Source organism: Rhodococcus oxybenzonivorans (assembly GCF_003130705.1).
Lineage (GTDB): Bacteria > Actinomycetota > Actinomycetes > Mycobacteriales > Mycobacteriaceae > Rhodococcus_F > Rhodococcus_F oxybenzonivorans.
In genome coordinates this window covers 1-17,458 of the sequence record NZ_CP021355.1, presented here as the reverse complement: position 1 = coordinate 17,458, position 17,458 = coordinate 1, and the positions used below count along the sequence as shown (strand labels likewise).

Annotated in this window: 19 protein-coding genes and 3 pseudogenes; 18 read left to right on the top strand and 4 right to left on the bottom strand. The window is 66.3% G+C overall.

All coding sequences use genetic code 11. The features are described from left to right. Positions 1-66: 66 nt before the first annotated feature. Positions 67-429: pseudogene (locus CBI38_RS39465) on the top strand (hypothetical protein); the annotation flags it as partial. A gap of 24 nt (positions 430-453) precedes the next feature. Here CBI38_RS39465 and CBI38_RS30780 read toward each other — a convergent pair. Then, the gene (locus CBI38_RS30780; protein WP_007298134.1) at positions 454-2,259 is read right to left on the bottom strand and encodes an FAD-binding protein; all 1,806 of its coding nucleotides are present in this window, start codon (positions 2,257-2,259) and stop codon (positions 454-456) included. Next, the gene (locus tag CBI38_RS30775; protein WP_007298133.1) at positions 2,256-2,516 is read right to left on the bottom strand and encodes a rubredoxin; all 261 of its coding nucleotides are present in this window, start codon (positions 2,514-2,516) and stop codon (positions 2,256-2,258) included. Before CBI38_RS30775 ends, CBI38_RS30780 begins: the two co-directional genes overlap by 4 nt. Before the next feature lie 476 nt (positions 2,517-2,992). On the opposite strand from CBI38_RS30775, the gene CBI38_RS30770 reads away from it, so the two are divergent. Continuing rightward, positions 2,993-3,682 (top strand): GntR family transcriptional regulator, encoded by a 690-nt coding sequence (locus CBI38_RS30770; RefSeq protein ID WP_007298132.1) that lies wholly within the window; start codon positions 2,993-2,995, stop codon positions 3,680-3,682. Further along, entirely contained in the window at positions 3,679-4,350 is a 672-nt protein-coding gene (locus CBI38_RS30765) for a V4R domain-containing protein (protein ID WP_109335494.1), read from the top strand. Before CBI38_RS30770 ends, CBI38_RS30765 begins: the two co-directional genes overlap by 4 nt. A gap of 469 nt (positions 4,351-4,819) precedes the next feature. Here CBI38_RS30765 and CBI38_RS30760 read toward each other — a convergent pair whose 3' ends face one another. Then, positions 4,820-5,215, bottom strand: coding sequence for an SCP2 sterol-binding domain-containing protein (locus CBI38_RS30760; RefSeq protein ID WP_007298130.1), 396 nt, complete (start codon positions 5,213-5,215; stop codon positions 4,820-4,822). 229 nt (positions 5,216-5,444) lie between these two features. On the opposite strand from CBI38_RS30760, the gene CBI38_RS30755 reads away from it, so the two are divergent. From CBI38_RS30755 to CBI38_RS30695, 14 genes and pseudogenes are all read left to right on the top strand, one after another. Then, entirely contained in the window at positions 5,445-6,851 is a 1,407-nt protein-coding gene (locus CBI38_RS30755; RefSeq protein ID WP_109335493.1) for a Rieske 2Fe-2S domain-containing protein, read from the top strand. 3 nt (positions 6,852-6,854) lie between these two features. Beyond that, positions 6,855-7,373 (top strand): aromatic-ring-hydroxylating dioxygenase subunit beta, encoded by a 519-nt coding sequence (locus CBI38_RS30750; RefSeq protein WP_007298128.1) that lies wholly within the window; start codon positions 6,855-6,857, stop codon positions 7,371-7,373. A 13-nt stretch (positions 7,374-7,386) separates the two neighbouring features. Then, positions 7,387-7,659 carry a hypothetical protein gene (locus CBI38_RS30745; protein WP_005253629.1) on the top strand — a complete coding sequence of 91 codons (273 nt, stop codon included), beginning with the start codon at positions 7,387-7,389 and terminating at the stop codon, positions 7,657-7,659. Positions 7,660-7,664: 5 nt separating this feature from the next. Further along, a complete protein-coding gene (hcaB, locus tag CBI38_RS30740) occupies positions 7,665-8,480 on the top strand; it encodes a 3-(cis-5,6-dihydroxycyclohexa-1,3-dien-1-yl)propanoate dehydrogenase (RefSeq protein ID WP_007298127.1) in 816 nt (271 codons plus the stop codon). Positions 8,481-8,700: 220 nt separating this feature from the next. Next, the gene (locus CBI38_RS30735) at positions 8,701-9,687 is read left to right on the top strand and encodes a dihydrodipicolinate synthase family protein (RefSeq protein WP_007298126.1); all 987 of its coding nucleotides are present in this window, start codon (positions 8,701-8,703) and stop codon (positions 9,685-9,687) included. 122 nt (positions 9,688-9,809) lie between these two features. Next, positions 9,810-9,986, top strand: coding sequence for a hypothetical protein (locus CBI38_RS38580; protein WP_204165031.1), 177 nt, complete (start codon positions 9,810-9,812; stop codon positions 9,984-9,986). 264 nt (positions 9,987-10,250) lie between these two features. Then, entirely contained in the window at positions 10,251-10,664 is a 414-nt protein-coding gene (locus CBI38_RS30730; RefSeq protein WP_005253633.1) for an SCP2 sterol-binding domain-containing protein, read from the top strand. 106 nt (positions 10,665-10,770) lie between these two features. After that, positions 10,771-11,226: a hypothetical protein gene (locus tag CBI38_RS30725; RefSeq protein WP_109335492.1), complete on the top strand. Its 456-nt coding sequence runs from the start codon at positions 10,771-10,773 to the stop codon at positions 11,224-11,226. Then, entirely contained in the window at positions 11,223-11,876 is a 654-nt protein-coding gene (locus CBI38_RS30720; RefSeq protein WP_007298123.1) for a hypothetical protein, read from the top strand. Before CBI38_RS30725 ends, CBI38_RS30720 begins: the two co-directional genes overlap by 4 nt. Before the next feature lie 10 nt (positions 11,877-11,886). Continuing rightward, a complete protein-coding gene (locus CBI38_RS30715) occupies positions 11,887-12,420 on the top strand; it encodes a hypothetical protein (protein WP_007298122.1) in 534 nt (177 codons plus the stop codon). 48 nt (positions 12,421-12,468) lie between these two features. Further along, positions 12,469-13,176 (top strand): hypothetical protein, encoded by a 708-nt coding sequence (locus CBI38_RS30710; protein ID WP_039951640.1) that lies wholly within the window; start codon positions 12,469-12,471, stop codon positions 13,174-13,176. Next, positions 13,173-13,820 carry a hypothetical protein gene (locus CBI38_RS30705; protein ID WP_007298120.1) on the top strand — a complete coding sequence of 216 codons (648 nt, stop codon included), beginning with the start codon at positions 13,173-13,175 and terminating at the stop codon, positions 13,818-13,820. The genes CBI38_RS30710 and CBI38_RS30705 overlap by 4 nt, the downstream gene beginning before the upstream one ends. Before the next feature lie 52 nt (positions 13,821-13,872). Next, positions 13,873-14,397 carry a hypothetical protein gene (locus CBI38_RS30700; protein ID WP_007298119.1) on the top strand — a complete coding sequence of 175 codons (525 nt, stop codon included), beginning with the start codon at positions 13,873-13,875 and terminating at the stop codon, positions 14,395-14,397. A gap of 142 nt (positions 14,398-14,539) precedes the next feature. Beyond that, positions 14,540-15,186 (top strand): annotated as a pseudogene (locus tag CBI38_RS30695) (site-specific integrase); the annotation flags it as partial. Positions 15,187-15,225: 39 nt separating this feature from the next. Here the strand turns inward: CBI38_RS30695 and CBI38_RS30690 are convergent. After that, on the bottom strand, positions 15,226-15,957 hold the full coding sequence (locus CBI38_RS30690) for a GntR family transcriptional regulator (protein ID WP_007298117.1): 732 nt from the start codon (positions 15,955-15,957) through the stop codon (positions 15,226-15,228). Positions 15,958-16,009: 52 nt separating this feature from the next. On the opposite strand from CBI38_RS30690, the pseudogene CBI38_RS30685 reads away from it, so the two are divergent. Continuing rightward, positions 16,010-17,458, top strand: a pseudogene (locus CBI38_RS30685) (FAD-binding oxidoreductase); the annotation flags it as partial.

The window sequence follows — 17,458 nt, the reverse complement described above, 5'->3', positions numbered from 1 at the left end:
GGGTGTATGAATCGTCGTAGCGGTTGGTGGGCCTACTGGCCGCCCGACCCACCGGAGCCCACCATCACCGAGAAAAGCCGCGACGCCGACGGTCGGAGCTATCCGTGGATCGTCAGGTCCACCGGCATGGTCAACCACTACTACTTCTACTGCGTCGCCGCCGACTTCGGCCCGTTCTTCCTCGAGTTCTGCTCGTCCTTCCCCTGCAACGCCAAACTCTGTATCAACGGCCGCCACTGGGCCCAGCGTCAGGCCGCGAGGGCCGGGCTCGGGTTCACCGCACTTGCACTCGACAACGCGTTCGCCGCGGTCGACGACCCGGCCGCGCTGCAGGCGATCTGCGACCGGCTCACCGGGGCACGGCTCGACGCGCTGCTGCGCAAGTGGCTGGCGATGCTGCCCGATCCGTTCACCGGCGCCGACCGGGACGGTGAGCCAGTTCCGGAGGAGGGATTAGTGCACCGCCGCGACAAGCTCCAACAGATCACCAAGTACCGGTTCGATATCCGCGGTGACGACTGCGTCGGCGAGGCCGGACAGTTCGTCGAGCTTGGCGTCGGGGTCCACCACGACGATCTGCCCGGCTCCGGTCACCGCACGGAGGGTCCCGGGGTCGTGTCTCCCCAGGCCCAGATAGATCGAGGGGGCGATCGTGCGGGCGAGTGGCCCGATCTCGATCTGCCGCGGTGCGTCGCCCGCGGCCACCGCCGCTGGGGTGGCCGCCACCGCGCCGCCAGTCGCCTGAGCCAACCGCTCGGCCGCCCGGCGCGTCGCCGCGTCGAGCCCGGGGCCCAGGCCGATGACCACCCGCGCCGCTGTCAGATGGGGAGCGTCGGGATTCTCGACGCGCCGCTCGATCGGCGTGCACCGGTCGTCGGCGGCCTTGGCGGCCGGCTCGAGGACCTCGACCTGCGGATCGCCCTCGTCTCGGACGGCGGCGACCGGGAAGGATCCGGGGCGCAGTGTGCCCATCGATGGGGTGGTGTGCGCGATGACAGGCGCGAGCACGCTCCCCGCGAGCGCCGGCTTGAGCCAGAGCAGGTCCGGGTCGTCGCTGTCCGCGCCGCGTACCTCGAGCGCGACGAAATCCCCGGTGAGCCCGAGGCCCAACCGGGCCGCGACGCGCGGCGCGTAGTCGCGCCCCCGGGCGCTGAACGGGGCGATCACCGCGAACGGCGAGCCGGCGATGATCGCCGCACTGAGGGCGCTCGTGAACGGCTCCGTGGCGTACTCCTCGAGCCCGGCGTCACCGAGCACGATCACCCGGTCCGCCCCGTGCGCGTGCAGGACGCGCGGCGCGTCGCTGCTGTGCGCACCGGGGAGGACGGCAACGGTCGTGGAGTGCAGCTCGGCAGCGATCGAGCGGGCGCAGGCGAGGGCCTCGAGGCTGGTGGGGTGCAGCCCGCCACCCGGCAGCGGCTCGGCGACCGCCCAGATCTCCCGCGCCGGGGATGCCGGACCGGCAGCGTAGGTCGCGGGCCAGAGGTCCTCGCGGGCCGCCGCGAACGCGGCGGCCAGCATGCTGGCGGCGGCGGGGGCGTCGGCGCCGTGCTCCGTGGAGCGCATGCTGCGGCCGGGACGGATCTCGACGACGAAGGTCGGCGAGCCGCGGGTCCCGAAGTCGCGGGGCCCTCCTCCGAGATCATCGGCGGTGACCGTCTCGATGGCCGTGGCGTCGGCGGCGTCGACGACCCAGGGCGGCTCGATTCCACGTCCGACCGACACCAACGCCGGCAGCTCGATGGCCCAGTCCTCCGTGCCGACGTCGGTTTCCACCTCGGCCCGGAGGCGACCGTCGTCGCCGGTGTGCAGCGCCACGACTTGCGTGAGTTGCGGCAGCCCGGCCAGTTCGGCGACCTGCGGCCCGACCTGTGCGGTGGCGCCGTCAAGCGTCCAGCGGCCGGTGAGGACGAGGTCCGGCGCTTCACGTTCGACGAGCCGGGTGATCGCGCGCGCCGTCGCCAGCGTGTCGGCGCCAGCGAAACGCCGGTCGAGAAGATGGACGGCGCGGTCGGCGCCTCGGCGGAGTGCGTCGACGAGGGTGGCCTGGGCGGCGGGCGGCCCCATGGTGACGACGGCCACCTCCCAGCCGAGCGCGTCGCGAAGCGACAGCGCGTGCGCGAGAGCACACAGATCGGCGGGGTTGGTGATCGCGGCGCCGGAATCGCGGCGAATGCGCTTGGTGCGTTCGTCGAAGGCGACCACCCCCGGGGCGGGTACCTGCTTGAGGCAGACGAGGACGCGGCCGGAAGTGCTCATCCCTGCTCTCCCGTCACGAGGTCTTCGCTCACATCCTGGTATTCCTCGCCCGGCCTGAGCTTCCGGAATTCCTTCTTGCGCGCCCCACAGACCGGACAGACCCAGTCGTCGGGGATGTCCTGGAAGGCAGTTCCCGGGGGGATGCCACCGTCCGGGTCACCCAGCTGGGGGTCGTACACGTCTTCACAGACCTCGCAGATCCAGAGCTCGGTTGCCGGGTCCGCCTGTGTCTCGTCCGTCGCGATCAGAATCTTCATGAACCCTCCACGGTGCGTTTGATACTAGTATGCTAGCGCGCTATTGGACATAGTGGAAGGCGGTTTGCCACAGACCTCCCCATCGGTGGACACGGCTGGTCCACGGATCGGGGGTGGGGACTCGGCAGGCATCGTGCGGCGGTGCCGGCGGGCGCACGGATGCTTGCTCGCGGACGTCGATCACCCGGGGGGCCCTCGATCACCTGGCCTCGGCGAGATCACACCCCGCCACGCACCCTCGGCTCGGTTGTCCGTAGCGGCGCGGCCTATCGAAGAAGCGTTGCAGAGCTTGATGTTCCGGCGCGTGTTCCGTTCATGGTGTCGGCCAAGCCGTCGGCATGGGTTCGGGTAATCCACCACACCGCAGTGGCATCAACCGTACCCAACTAGCGTAGTAACATTCCAGTCGGATCGGCTGCGCGTCCACCGGTGCAATACACTGGAGTGAATCGATCACTTCGCACACCTAGGATCCCATGGTCAGTCAGCGCCTCAATCGAAGCGGTCAAGCGTATGAGCAGCTCACCGCGGAGATCCTCCGCGGTCGCTGGCAGCCGGGCGACACGCTCTCGACTTACGCTCTGTCCGAGGAGCTGCAGATCAGTCGCACGCCGGTGTCCGAGGCCCTCAAGCGGCTGGAGTCAGAGGGACTCGTGGAGATCATCCCCCAGGTCGGGTGTCGCGTTGTTCGGCCGAGTTCCACGACCGTCACCGAGCTGTTCGCGATACGTGGCGTGCTCGAGGGCCTTGCCGCCGAGGTGGCCGCCAAAGCGATGAGCGCCAAGCAGCTCGCTGAGCTCGGTGGCGTGCTCGAGCGGATGGAAGCGGCCATTGATCATGGGGACGAAGTGGCCTACGGTGACCTCAACTACGAGTTCCACCTGAAGATCATCGAGGGTAGCGGCATGCCGCGGCTCATCCAGACCGTCGAGGGCGTGTGGTCACTGCTGCGCTATCAGCTTGCGCGGCTTCCGTTCACGGGCGACCAGATGGGGGAGTCGATGACGGAATCCAGAACCGAGCATCGGGCCATCTTCGAGGCGCTCGAGCGACGTACCGCCAAGCGTGCCCGGACCCTCGCAGAGCAGCACACCCGTCGGTGCGGCGACCGCTTCGTCGTCTACCTGGAGGGTGCCGCCCCGCAGCGAGGAGGAGAGAAGCCATGACACAGCTGTCGGCATTGATCGCTCGTGCCCTCGACGACATGTGTGAATACCAGGAGCGCTTCACGCGCGACCCGGGCCATGCCCAGGTGTCGCTCGCCGGCGTTCCACACGCCCTGGTCCCGACCCACGTCGTGGCCAGCGACCTGCCGCGCGAGCTGGTCGAGATCCTCGGTGCCGAGCTGGCACCCGCGGTGATGTACCGGTTCGGTCGTCTCATCGGGCTCAGCCACGCGGCGGCGTTCTTCGCGGACCGCAAGATCGGCATGACCGAACCGCAGTATCGCGTGCTTACCGGCCCGTTTCACTTCGCATGGGCGGGCTACGGAGACGTGCAACTGCTGCTATGGGAGCCCAAGCTCGACGAGGACTTCCTCGTGCTGTGGGAGTCGGACAACTCGTTCAGTGCGCGGGAGGTGCTGAACGACGGGCACCGCGGCCGGGCCTGCCATCTCCAGGCGGGATACGCGGCGGGCTGGGCCTCGGAGGCGACAGGGCTCCCAATCGATGTGCAAGAGATCGCCTGTCGGGCAGAGGGTGTGTCGTACTGCCGCTTCGCGATGGCCCACCGCGATCGTGTGTCGCTGTGGATGCGCGATCCGCGCCTGCACCGCCCGACCAAGCAGTACAAAGTGATGCCGGCCAGTATGCCCCGCGCCTCGTCCGCCTGACGACGAGTTCGGCAAGGTCGCCGGCCGACGAGCGGCGCCCCCCTTGCGTGCGCCACAGTTCATGCGAGCCCTGAGTACTGCGCTGACCACACCCCTTTCACCCTGACGCAGCAGCGTCCAACCGCGGCGCGCGCCAGGGAAAGACGAACGATGTGGACAGCCGACGAGCACGGGCACGCGCTACGCCACGAGAGGTCCGCACGGCCCGCCCGTCGCTTCAGGTTGGAATGATCAAGGGCGGCAGCGGGTCCCAATCTCGCTGCGGCAGGGCGAGGAAACGCGCCCTCGGCATCATCGGTGGAGTGCCGTCCGTACACGACCCGCGCATGTCCAATGCTGATGATGTGACCAAGCCCAGGGCGGCGTCCCGGTCGCACGTCGACCGGGACGGTCCTCATCTGTTGTTCCGCGGCGGCGTCGGATGCTCGATGCAGGGCGGACATTCACCCTCGTGCGCGAGGCTTTCCGGTTACACCGACCAGTCGGTGCCGTCGATCTGGCCCATCATCTTCATCGCTGCTTCCAGGGAGGGAAGGTTCGCCATAGCGACCGCCATGGGGCCGCGGAACTTGACCTCGCGGGTGACCATCGCCTTGGCTGCCGGGAGTTCGCCCAGGCCGAGGCGCTGCCAGGTGTCCGTATTGGCTGTCAGCACGAACTCGGGCTTGACGCCGTCAGCCGGGGCGCCCGCCCGGACGACCTCGCCGAGGACCACCTGGATCTGACCTGCGCGGCTCTCGTCCTCGGCGAGTCGGTACTCGATGACCATGCTCAGTTTCTTGAGTCCCTGGCGTGTCGCCTCGGTGTTGTTCCACAGCTCGCCATATGTCTGCATCCACTCGGGTGAAAGGACGGGTGTTGTCATGTTGCGCTCTCCTTGTTGGTGGCCCACGACACACAATCCGGTCGTCGGTGACCTGCGACACAAAATTATGTTGACCGATGTGAGCAAAGATACTAACATGTTAGAACGTCAGTCAAGTAGCTGGCTTTGCGCGGGATCGAATTAGCTTCGCAGGCTCGCACTTTCAGGGTTCGTAGGCCTGCACTTCCAGAAGGAGAAAGAGAATGTCTGACTCGAGAAAGCCGAAAGCATGCTGAGCAACGAACTCCGGCAGACCCTCCAGAAGGGTTTGCACGACGTGAAGTCCGACTGGACCGTCCCCGCCTCGATCATCAACGATCCCGAGGTGCACGACGTCGAGCGCGAGCGGGTCTTCGGTCACGCGTGGGTCTTTCTCGCGCACGAGAGTGAGATCCCCGAGCGCGGCGATTACGTCGTGCGGTACATCTCCGAGGATCAGTTCATCGTCTGCCGCGACGAGGACGGCGAAATCCGCGGGCACCTCAACGCTTGCCGCCACCGCGGTATGCAGGTGTGCCGCGCGGAGATGGGGAACGCCTCGCACTTCCGGTGCCCGTACCACGGCTGGACCTACAGCAACACGGGAAGTCTGGTCGGCGTGCCGGCCGGCAAGGACGCGTACGGCAATCAGCTGAAGAAGTCCGACTGGAACCTGCGGCCGATGCCGAACCTGGCCACCTACAAGGGCCTGATCTTCGGCTCGCTGGACCCGAACGCCGATTCGCTGGAGGACTACCTCGGCGATATGAAGTTCTACCTCGATATTGTTCTGGACCGCAGTGACGCCGGGCTGCAGGTCGTCGGCGCCCCGCAGCGGTGGGTGGTCGACGCGAACTGGAAGCTCGGCGCAGACAACTTCGTCGGCGACGCCTACCACACCATGATGACCCACCGCTCGATGGTCGAGCTGGGGCTCGCCCCGCCCGACCCGCAGTTCGCGCTCTACGGAGAGCACGTCCACACCGAGCACGGTCACGGCCTGGGCATCATCGGTCCGCCGCCGGGTATGCCGCTGCCGGAGTTCATGGGCATGCCGGAGAACATCGTCGAGGAAATGGGGCGTCGGCTCACGCCGGAGCAGGTCGAGATCTTCCGGCCCAATGCCTTCATCCATGGCACCGTGTTCCCGAATCTGTCGATCGGCAACTTCCTGATGGCCAAGGATCACCTCTCCCCGCCGACGCCGTTCCTGACGCTGCGCCTGTGGCACCCGCTCGGACCGGACAAGATGGAGGTGATGTCGTTCTTCCTCGTCGAAAAGGAGGCGCCCGACTGGTTCAAGGACGAGAGCTACAAGGCCTACCTGCGCACCTTCGGGATCTCCGGCGCCTTCGAACAGGACGACGCCGAGAACTGGCGCAGTATCACCCGTGTTCTGGGTGGTCAGTTCGCCAAGACAGGGGAGCTCAACTACCAGATGGGGCGCGGCGTTCTCGAGCCCGACCCGAACTGGCCCGGACCCGGGGAGGCCTACCCGCTGGACTACGCCGAGGCCAACCAGCGCAACTTCCTCGAATACTGGATGCAGCTCATGCTCGCGGACACACCGCTGCACGCCGGCAACAGCAACAGCAACGGCAAGGCGGAGACGTCGGCGCCGGCCGCCCCCAAGACCCCAGCGAAAGCGGAGGCGTAGGCCATGAGTACGCAGACACAGATCTCGGACACCACCGTCCGTGAGATCACCGAATGGCTCTACATGGAGGCCGGGCTGCTCGACGCCGGTAAGTACCGGGAATGGCTGGACCTCGTCGCCGAGGACCTGAGCTACATTGTGCCCCTGAGGGTCACCCGGGAGCGTGAGGCCGTGACCGACGTCGTCGAGGGAATGGCCCACATGGACGACGACGCGGACTCGATGGAGATGCGGGTGCTGCGCCTCGAGACCGAGTACGCGTGGGCAGAGGACCCGCCGTCGCGCTCACGGCACTTCGTCACCAACGTTCAAGTCGCGCCGGGCGATAGCGAGGACGAGTTCGAGGTCACCTCGAACCTGCTGCTCTACCGCACCCGCGGTGACGTTGCTACCTACGACGTCCTCTCGGGCGAGCGTAAGGACGTGCTCCGGCGCGCGGGCGACGGCTTCCGTCTCGCCAAACGTGTTGTGCTGCTTGATCAGACCACGATAATGACACACAACCTCGCCCTGATCATGTGACGGAGGAGCCTACATGAGCATCATCCACAACGACCGCGGAGAACCGATAATCCAGATCGCCAACGAGTTCACGGTGATCCAGGTCGGCTACACCCGCACCGGCAGTGGTGAGCGTCTCGTCATCACCTCGCCGCGCCTCGGATTCCAGACCCATCTGGATCCGCTGCAACTCGAGAGCCTCACCTGGCAGACGCCGGACATGTACTCGGCGCTGCTCGACACGCCCTACGGACCGGGCTCGGAACTCAAAGCGAGCCCCCTGTCGGCTCTATTCAGAAAGGACTGATTCCCTTGGGATTCCTGGACGGCAAGGTGGCGCTCGTCACCGGCGGCGGATCGGGTATCGGCCGCGCTGTGGTCGAGCTCTACGTGCAACAGGGCGCAAAAGTGGGGATCCTCGAGATCTCCCCGGAGAAGGTGAAGGACCTGCGTAACGCACTGCCCGTCGACGCCGTCGTGGTGACGGAAGGCGACGCCACGTCGATGGCCGACAACGAACGCGCCGTCGCCGACGTCGTGGACGCGTTCGGGCCGCTCACCACGCTCGTCTGCGTCGTCGGCGTATTCGACTACTTCACCGAGATTCCGCAACTGCCCAAGGACAAGATCAGCGAGGCGTTCGATCAACTCTTCGGCGTCAACGTCAAGAGCAACCTGCTCAGCGTGAAGGCGGCGCTCGACGAGCTGATCGAGAACGAGGGCGACATCATCCTCACCCTCTCCAACGCTGCGTTCTACCCCGGTGGCGGCGGCCCGCTGTATGTGTCGTCGAAGTTCGCCGTCCGCGGCCTCGTGACCGAGCTCGCGTACGAGCTGGCGCCGAAGGTGCGCGTCAACGGCGTGGCACCAGGCGGCACCATCACCGAGCTGCGCGGCATCCCCGCTCTGGCCAACGAGGGCCAACGTCTCAAGGACGTGCCGGACATCGAGGGTTTGATCGAGGGCATCAATCCGCTGGGCATCGTCGCCCAGCCTGAGGATCACTCATGGGCATACGCGCTTCTCGCCTCGCGGGAGCGTACCCCGGCGGTGACCGGCACCATCATCAACAGCGACGGCGGTCTCGGGGTCCGCGGTATGACGCGGATGGCGGGTCTCGCGCCGTGAGGGTCGGCGCGTGGGCGGGCCACTCCTCCCACGCGCCGTGACGGGTTCGGACGTCCACCAGCCCGGCGACGGTCCCCGCCGTCGGGCTGGTGTCCGCTGCGATCATTCCTGCCCAGCCCGGCCGTTCCTGACCTTCAGCGGCCACCGTGGAGGGGCGCGTCCCGAACCGTTAGGACGTCAACGACGACATTGGAAACGACACCTTCACATCGGAGATGGCATGGCACAAAAGTTCGGAGTCAATGACCTGCGCGGCGTCGTCGCGGTCACGCCGACCCCGGCCCTCCCCGGCGCGGGGGAGCTCACCGGGCGCGACACGGTCGACCTCGAGGAGACGGACCGGATGATCCGGCGGCTGATCGCCGACGGCGTCGACGGCATCATCACCAACGGCACGCTCGGCGAGATGGCAACCCTGACCCTCACCGAGTGGCAGGCATTCACACGGCGCGTGTCCGAAGTCGTGTCCGAGGTCGCCCCCGACCTGCCGCTGTTCATCGGGGCGACCACACTGAACACCCGTGACACCGTCGACCGGATCCGCTTCCTGGAAGGTCTCGGGATCCAGGGGGTGTTCCTCGGTCGTCCGATGTGGGGCGGACTCGGCGCCGACACGATGGCCGCCTTCTACCGCGATATCGCCGACACGTTCCCCGACATGGCGATCGTGCTCTACGACAACCCTGAAGCATTCAAAGGGCCGATCCCATCACCGGTCTACGCCGAGCTCGCCACGCTGCCCCAGGTCATCGGCGCGAAATACATTGCGGTCACCCCGAAATTCGCGGTGGACATCGCCGCGGTCGACGGCAAGATGCGGCTGCTGCCGCTCGAAAGCGACTGGCTGGCGACCCACACCCTCTACCCGGACGAGGCGCTTGGTTGCTGGAGCAGCAGCGCGCTGTGCGGCCCGGAGCCCGTGCTCGCCCTCCGGGACGCACTCGCGTCCGGAAACCTCGATGAGGCGCGACATCTGACCCATCGGATCGACTGGACCTACGAGCCGTTCCTCGCCCGTACCAACTTCCCCGAGTTCTCCAAGTACAACGTCACCCTGGAGAAGCTCCGCTTCGACGAGGCTGGCTACATCAACGCCGGGCCCGCCCGTCCCCCATTTCTGACAGCACCCGAGGCCTATGCCGAGGGGGCGCGCGAAAACGGACGTCGGTGGCGCCGTCTCGTCGACGAAATCACCACCACGAACTAGCGGCCCGTGCTAGAGGTTCTTTAATGGTACGCCTGGTCCAGCTTCCCCCAGCAGATACCGCGTTCGCGACGTAACCGATGCCTCGACTCGGGACCTCGCCGAAAGCCTGGAAGGTTCGATAGATGCCCGTACTCATCCTTCATGCTGCGATCGCATGCGCCAGACTGCTGACGCCCCGCCGTTTCACGGAGACGATCCAACGCATGCTCACGAATATCGCGATCGCGCAGGCCACTACGAGATGGGTGGCCATGGCTGCGAGCGAACAGCAGGAGGGCCCTGTGTCCATCGTCGATTGAGAGATAGACCTTCCGAGTTCGAACAGCACGACCCAGTACGCCGACCACTGCCTGGATCGCGACAATTGGTCGGCGATGCTCAAGCTGGACGGAGAAGGTCGAGGCCGTGATGCCTCCGCTGGTATGAACGGTCTCAGGGTGATTGAACGGTGGGTCCAGGGAGGCGCCGTGTTCCCCTTCGGTGGCACGGCAGGTCCGCACAATCCGCGCAGCACGACCAGCGTAATTGCCGCGCTGGCCATCAAGGACAAGGAGATTGGATCGATGACCGACAAGCTGAAGCTCTTCTCACAGGAGTGGTGTGACGCAGCACTCGACGCGGTCAATGCCAACGATGCGGTGTACGAGGGTTTCAAGGATCCTGACACGTTCACCAACAAGTTGGAATTCGGCGTCATCGGCCGGGACGATGTCGCCTGCCATCTCGAATTCAAAGAGGGCAAGGTCGTCTCGTTTACGCCGCGGACGTTCGACGAGAGTGAGCTGTGGCTGATCATCAACGGCAGCCTCGAGACCTGGCAGGCCGCCGCCGCGGGTAAGGAAGAAGGCGGAAAGCTGCTGATGAAGGGGCAGATCAAGTTCGCCAAGGGCCCGATGTCCGCGGCGATCGAGAACGCGGGAGCACTCAACAACTTCCTGCTTACCTGGGGTCAGGTCCCCACCGACTGGGACGTCTGATCCCACGAAACTCTCGCACGGGGCACGCGCCCGACCCCTCATCCGGGTGAGTCGTCCGTGCAGGACCGCACGAAACGCCGTCACCCTGCTCTGAAAGGCCCACCTCATGACTACTGTTAAATCCGGCACGTACCCAGTCAGTTTGTTCGATGGTGAGGACGCGAATGGCGTCGCCAACATCGTCGGGATGCTGCTCGGGCAGAACCTCGAGAACTTTCCGTCGCGAATCAAGTTCGCACGCAAGATCGCTCGACCGGTCTCCATTATCAGCACGGACACCGACAGCGCCTGCACAATCGTGTTCGGCACCGACGAGGCGGTCGTCTACAACGACGTCGTCGGGAAACCAGCCGTGACCGTCATCGCCACCGTCGATCAGATCCTGGATGTGTCACAGTTGCCGATGAAGGCCGGCGGGCTCATCCCGGTGGGCTTCTTCACCGGCCGGGGCATGACGGTGCTCGGGGAAATCTTGAAGCACAAGCTCGTCGTGAAGGGTCTGCTCACCCACACCGTGACCGCGCTGCGCACCATTGCGTTGGTCTCGGTGATCGAACCATGACCTCGCTCTCGGGCCGCAGCCGCCCGGCCAGTCACGCCTCCGAGGACCGGACGATGCAGTTCGAATTGCCCTATGCGGACGACGACGTCGTGCAGGGCGGGGGACCGCCTCGGGCGTCGAAGGCCACGAACATCGTCAGAGGGTTGCTCCTGCTCGCCCTGATCCCGGTCTCGGTGTTCTACCTGGGCCCGCGGATCTACAACCTGACCGCCACCCCCTACCGCCTGGACCAGGCGGTGGTATCCGCCGGCAACTACAACCCTGCGCTGGACAAGATCGTCGAGCACGAGAAGGTGACCCTGTCCGCGTTCGCGTCGCTGGAGAAGATGAAGACCGCGCTCGCGAGTGTTCTCATCACCGATGCGACCGTCACTACCGAGCTCCATACCTTGACCGGTCAGATCAGCGGCGATGTGCAGGCGACGCTCGATCAGGCCGGCGCGAACGTGACCGACCTCGTCGCCTCCCTCGACACTCTGACAACGCACATCAACTCGTTGCAGCCTCCCGTCGACGGCGCTACCGCGGCCCTCGCGGCCGACAGCGCCACGTTGGGGGCAATCCTCGACGACGCCCGTTCGACAGCGGCGAAGGTGCACGATGCCCGGGTCTCCGCGGAGGAATCCGCGAACGACCTGTCAGGAAAATAGGAGAAGTTCTGTGATTTTCTTCGGACGCCGCGGCGGTCCCGCCCGGATGGTTCTGGCGATCGTGGCGGTCGGTGTACTCGGCCTGCTCACGTTCGTGGTGTTCAACCTGAACACCCGCCTCGACAACCAGCAGCGCGCCAACGTGACGAGCATCGCCGCTTCCCAGGACATCGTCGACGTCAACGACAAAGTGACCGGCCAACTCCGGCAACTGACCGAGCTCACCCACACGGCACAGACCGCGCTCGATGCCACCTCCGCGCTCGGTCCACTGCTGACGAAGTTGGATGAGGCGATCGCCCCGGCGGCGGCGATGCTGGCCAGCAGCACCTCGGGTGCCCAGATGACCAACGATCAGCTCACCAACATCCAGTCCATCCTCGGCGAGGTCCAGAACACCGTGCTCCCGTTGGTGTCCTCCGCGGAAGCGTTCGGGGAGCAAGGCAACCAGCTGCTGGTGATCGTGCAGGGGCTGGTGAGTGACCTGAGGGTCTCGGTCGAGGCGGCGAAAACGATCAACCAGATGCTTCCACTTCCCGGCTGAGCACCCTTTCACCGTCGACGATCCGACACTACTTCCACTGGACGTGATATGCAGCAGCGCAACGATTTACCTCCCGACGCCTTCCCACCCCGAGGCCTGACCAGATATCAGCGATTCGATGTGCCCGCGGCGGCGCTGCCCTACCGGAAAGGCACCAAGCCGCATCGGCCGGATGTGCTGGTGCCCGCGATCCCCGACGCGACCGGGTTCTCGGTGGCAACCGAGTGGCTGGGCCGCCTCGCCGCGGTCATCGCCGTCGTCCTGTTCGCACTGGTGGTGGCCTCCATCCACAAGGGGCTGCAGGTGCAACACAGCGCGCGCACCGTCGTGGACAACTTCCGCCTCACCAACGACTTCTTCGCCCAACGCGCGGACCTGACCGCGCCCGCCACCGCCCGCAAACAACTCGACGAACTGACAGGAGTCTTGACCCAGCTCAACATTGCGACCGCGACCGACGTCGACCACCTCGACGCCCTCCTGCCGAACGCGCGCACGTTGCTCGCCGCCGGCCAAGGTGACACACAGATCGCCGGCCAGCTCGAGGGGGTCGCCACCACATTGCAGGGCTCGGCGGCCTCCCTGCACCAGATATCGGCAGGCGCGAACACGACCGTGACCGGCGTCGACAACGAACTCACCCAGGCACTCGACCTGGTGAACCAGCTCAACGCGGAACTCACCCGCACGACGAACAAGCTCGCGCTCGTTCCCGCCACCGACGCCTTCATTCCTGCCCCCGGAGGGAACCGATGATCACCAAAAAGTTGTGGACCGCGATCGTACTCGTGCTGGGTGCGGGGTCGGCGGTCGTTCTGTGCGCCCTCAACGGGTTCTTTCCCGCGCTGCGTGATGTGAGCGATCCGCTGGGGCGGCCGTCGAAACTCAGTCTCGAGCTGATCGATTCCGCAGGCCAATTCGACACCCTGACCGGGATTCTCGTCCCCAAGCACGCGCGTCTGGCCTCCGACATCCAGACCCTGACGCCGCTCGCGAACGATCTCGAAGGACTCACCGACAAGGCCAGCGAACTCTCCGGTCAAGCCAAGACACTGAACGCCTCCACCGGTACCGTCAGCGAGATCGCGGCGCCTCTGCCCGACCTCATCGTGAAGGTGACCGGTCGTGCCGACACCGCGAGCCCGACGGTGGCCGGATTGTCCACTGCGGTGGGATCGGTGACCACCCAGCTGGAGGCGATCAACCACGGACTGACCACCGTCCAGGGATCCCTCGGTGCGCTCGGCCCGAAAGCCTCCGCCATCTCTGCGACCCTCGCAATCGTTCGGGAAGAGGCCGCACACGTGCAGGAGTTCGGCCCCCTCCTCGCGGTAATCGGCCCCCCGGTCAATGACCTGAACCTCCCCGCCCTTGGTGTCGCACCCGCACCGCCCTCATGACCGCCCGCACCGGCTTGTGGCCGACCACTGAGCGAGTGAAAGGTAGAACTTGATGTTTCGGCTCTCCTGGGCGATCGCCCTGTCCTTTACCATTGCGGTTCTCGCTGGCATTCTGATCGTGACGCGCGATCTGAGTATCTCGAACGACATCTTCAAAGAAGGAGTGGTACAAGCGAAGATCGTCGATGGCACCACCGACCAGGCACTGGACGGTGCGCAGCAGTTGCCCCCCGCTGATCAGGCCCTCCACGAGGGTTTACCCCAGGTGGTGGGGGTACTCGACTCCCTCGCCAGAGCCGACCAGACTCTGGGTTCGCTCGGTGATCACTTGCAGTCTCTGGGGGACGCCTTGAAGTCCGCGGACGCCCCGCTCGGCGGGATCATCGATGCCGGCCAGTCCGCGACCGATCAGGCGAACGCGGCGGCCGCCCCGGCCGCGGACATCGTGAACACCCTGACCGCGGCCGATACGAAGGTTCAAGCCTTGGGCCCGTTGCTCGACCAATCACTCGCCCTCAGCCAGACGATCGACTCGAAACTGCGCATCGCGCTCCCCCTGCCGAAAGTAGGAAACTGAGGTCCGACGATCCGATACGCAGTCCGAGAGGTCGCGCTCACCGGCTTCTGCGGTAGGCATCCCCGGTGAAGCGAGTGTGCGCCCCTCTCCCGTGCTCGTCGCGCAGGAGCGCATCCTCGAATCAATACGCTCACAACCTATTCCGCGGGCGCCGCTGCTGGGCGACGACATCGTCACCATCGTCTCCGCGGTCCGGCGGGCTGTTACCGGCTGGGCGGCCGAGGTGTACGAGCGGCGTGACAGTGCCCTGATTTTGGTGGGGTTCGAAGGCGCCTTCTGGCGCAGCGAACTCGTCGCCCTGAACTGCGGCGACATCAGCGTGCACCGGCTCGACGGTATCGACATCCGCCTGCGCCAATCGAAGACCGACCAGGAGGGCGCCGGAGCGGTCAAGGCGCTGCCGTTCACCACCTCGCGCCCCAGTGGCCCACCGTGCGCACACTTCCGGTGGGCGCAGGTCGGGCCGCCTTCGACACCGCCAACCGTCCCGGGGTGATCCGGTTGCTGCGCACCGCACCGCCGTTCGACAACCAAGTCTGCCGCGGCGCGCTGCCGCGGATGAGGGCCCGGTCGCCGTTGTTCCGGTCGATCCGCAAGAATGGCAGCCTCGGGGGCACCGCCCTGTCCGGGCGTCGTTGCATGCGGCAATCCGCCGCCGCGCCGCCCAGGCCGGGTACGACGAGAACATCGTCGCCCAACTCGGTGGGCACTCGCTGCGGGCCGGGTTTCGTCACCCAGGCCTTCCGCACCGGCGCCGCCGCGCACGCGATCATGCGCCAGACCGGGCACGGTCGCGGGACGGTAGGCCCCGTCTGGGGACGGCTACCGTCAGGAATTGACGGTAGCCCAGATCTCTTCCGTGGACAGGCCCGGGTCGCCAACGCTGCGGATAGATTGTGTCACCAGCAGTCTTCCTGTGTTCTCCAGATGTGCCCGCATTGCCGCCTCTGCCTCGACTGGATTGCCGGCGATGATGGCATCGATGATGGGTGCATGCTCGTCGTCGATGTCGGTGAGTGTTCTGGTCTTGTCGGCGGTATTGGCCCCGAGCAGCCGGGTGGTCTCGCGAAGGGTCTTGACGATCGCGCGGGCTCGGGCGTTGTCGGCGGCGTCGAGAATCAGGTCGTGAAGCCCGAGATCATGATGGGCGAACTCGTGTTCGTCGCCGCCGGCGGCGGCGTCCTGCATCAGGCGTCGTTGCCGCTGCAGTGCATCCGAGAGCGTGGGGTCGGCCACGGCTGCGGCCTTGCGGACCGCGGGTAGTTCCAGGGCCAACCGGACTGCGAAGATCTCCGCGATCTCCTTCGGCTGGGGGAGAAGAATGCGGAAGCCCTGGCGTGCTTCGAACTTGATGACTCCCACTTCTTCCAGGCGCAGCAAAGCGTCCCGCACCGGGGTTCGGGAGATGCCCAGACCCTCGGCGAGTTGGTAGACCGAGTACTTCACTCCCGGTTTCATGCGGCCGTCGTCGATGGCCGCCCGCACCGCCGCGATCGCCTGCTCCATCCGTCGTCCCGCGAACGGGGTGAGCGGTTCGAGTTCGAGCGCTTCGTCTGCCACCCGATCACTGTAACAACACGGGGCTGTTCGTAGCATGCTAGGTGCATGTAGCATGCTACGAATGATCTCCGCTGAATCACTGGCCGCTGAGCTGCGCAGTTCGGGAGTGAGCGACGTTCTCTCCGACGGCACCACCCGCGCTGCCTATTCGTCCGATGCGTCCCTGTACCGGGTGCGACCGCTGGTCGTCGCGCGGCCGCGCCACGCCGACGAGGTCGCTGCCGCCCTCGCGGTGTGCCGCAGAGAGGGCGTGCCGCTGACCTCTCGCGGTGGCGGCACCTCCGTTGCAGGTAACGCCGTCGGGACGGGACTGATTCTCGACTTCAGCCGGCACATGAACCGGGTGCTGTCGATCGACAGGGACGCACAGACCGCCACCGTCGAGCCGGGCACGATTCAGACGGTGCTGCAGCAGGCCGTTGCACCGCACGGCCTACGATTCGGGCCCGACCCATCGACGTTCACTCGCTGCACCATCGGCGGCATGATCGGAAACAATGCCTGCGGTTCGCGCACGCTCGGATACGGCCGGACCTCAGACAACGTGAAGGGCCTGCACGTTCTGACCGGGACCGGGGAGTCGTTGCAACTGGGTTCGGCCGGCGAGGTGACGGCCTCCCCGGCGCTGAGTGCACTACAGCAGGTCACCCGCGCCGGTTTGGCGACCATTCGCACCGAGCTCGGGCAATTCGGCCGTCAGGTGTCCGGATACGCCCTGGAACACCTGCTGCCGGAAAATCGGTTCGACGTGACCCGCATGCTGGTCGGCACGGAGGGCACCCTCGCGGTGGCAACCCGCGCGACGGTCCGCTTGGTGTCCGAGCCCGCCCACCGCGTCCTGGTCGTGCTGGGGTACGCCGACATCGCGTCGGCGGGTGACGCGACCCCGCTGGTGCTGAAGTTCGATCCGACCGCCTGCGAGGGTATCGATTCCCGGATCGTCGAGGTGGTGCGTGAGCGCCGCGGCCCGGATGCGGTTCCGCCGTTGCCTGCGGGGGCGGCCTGGTTGTTCGTCGAGGTCGTCGGCGACGACCTGGACGAGACGATCGCCAGGGCCCGGCAGGTCGGACGGGACTGCGGAGCCGTGGACAGCCTCGTGGTCACCGACGAGGGCCGTACCGCCCAGCTGTGGCGGATTCGCGCCGATGGTGCCGGACTGGCCGGCCGCAGTCCTGCCGGCCTGCCCGCGCACGCAGGATGGGAGGATGCGGCCGTGCCACCGGCCATGCTGGGCGACTACCTACGCGACTTCGACGCCCTGATGGACGAATTCGGCGTCACCGGCCTGCCGTACGGGCACTTCGGTGACGGATGCATGCACGTGCGCATCGATTGGCCGCTCGACAAGCCCGGCGGCGACGGCATCTTCCGGGACTTCCTGGTCGCGGCGAGCACACTCGTCGCCGGCTACGGCGGATCGCTGTCCGGTGAGCACGGGGACGGCCGCGCCCGCAGCGAACTATTGCCGCTGATGTACTCACCGGACGCGATGAAACTCTTT

What these genes read in the sequence shown, in the direction of transcription:
- CBI38_RS30765 (WP_109335494.1), top strand. Translation starts at nt 3,679, where the DNA reads ATGACACAGCTGTCGGCATTGATCGCTCGTGCCCTCGACGACATGTGT.
- CBI38_RS30735 (WP_007298126.1), top strand. Translation starts at nt 8,701, where the DNA reads ATGGCACAAAAGTTCGGAGTCAATGACCTGCGCGGCGTCGTCGCGGTC.
- CBI38_RS30710 (WP_039951640.1), top strand. Translation starts at nt 12,469, where the DNA reads ATGCAGCAGCGCAACGATTTACCTCCCGACGCCTTCCCACCCCGAGGC.
- CBI38_RS30780 (WP_007298134.1), bottom strand. Translation starts at nt 2,259, where the DNA reads ATGAGCACTTCCGGCCGCGTCCTCGTCTGCCTCAAGCAGGTACCCGCC.
- CBI38_RS30705 (WP_007298120.1), top strand. Translation starts at nt 13,173, where the DNA reads ATGATCACCAAAAAGTTGTGGACCGCGATCGTACTCGTGCTGGGTGCG.
- CBI38_RS30755 (WP_109335493.1), top strand. Translation starts at nt 5,445, where the DNA reads ATGCTGAGCAACGAACTCCGGCAGACCCTCCAGAAGGGTTTGCACGAC.
- CBI38_RS30700 (WP_007298119.1), top strand. Translation starts at nt 13,873, where the DNA reads ATGTTTCGGCTCTCCTGGGCGATCGCCCTGTCCTTTACCATTGCGGTT.
- CBI38_RS30730 (WP_005253633.1), top strand. Translation starts at nt 10,251, where the DNA reads ATGACCGACAAGCTGAAGCTCTTCTCACAGGAGTGGTGTGACGCAGCA.
- CBI38_RS30720 (WP_007298123.1), top strand. Translation starts at nt 11,223, where the DNA reads ATGACCTCGCTCTCGGGCCGCAGCCGCCCGGCCAGTCACGCCTCCGAG.
- CBI38_RS30775 (WP_007298133.1), bottom strand. Translation starts at nt 2,516, where the DNA reads ATGAAGATTCTGATCGCGACGGACGAGACACAGGCGGACCCGGCAACC.
- CBI38_RS30770 (WP_007298132.1), top strand. Translation starts at nt 2,993, where the DNA reads ATGGTCAGTCAGCGCCTCAATCGAAGCGGTCAAGCGTATGAGCAGCTC.
- CBI38_RS30750 (WP_007298128.1), top strand. Translation starts at nt 6,855, where the DNA reads ATGAGTACGCAGACACAGATCTCGGACACCACCGTCCGTGAGATCACC.
- CBI38_RS30725 (WP_109335492.1), top strand. Translation starts at nt 10,771, where the DNA reads ATGACTACTGTTAAATCCGGCACGTACCCAGTCAGTTTGTTCGATGGT.
- CBI38_RS30760 (WP_007298130.1), bottom strand. Translation starts at nt 5,215, where the DNA reads ATGACAACACCCGTCCTTTCACCCGAGTGGATGCAGACATATGGCGAG.
- CBI38_RS30745 (WP_005253629.1), top strand. Translation starts at nt 7,387, where the DNA reads ATGAGCATCATCCACAACGACCGCGGAGAACCGATAATCCAGATCGCC.
- CBI38_RS38580 (WP_204165031.1), top strand. Translation starts at nt 9,810, where the DNA reads ATGCCCGTACTCATCCTTCATGCTGCGATCGCATGCGCCAGACTGCTG.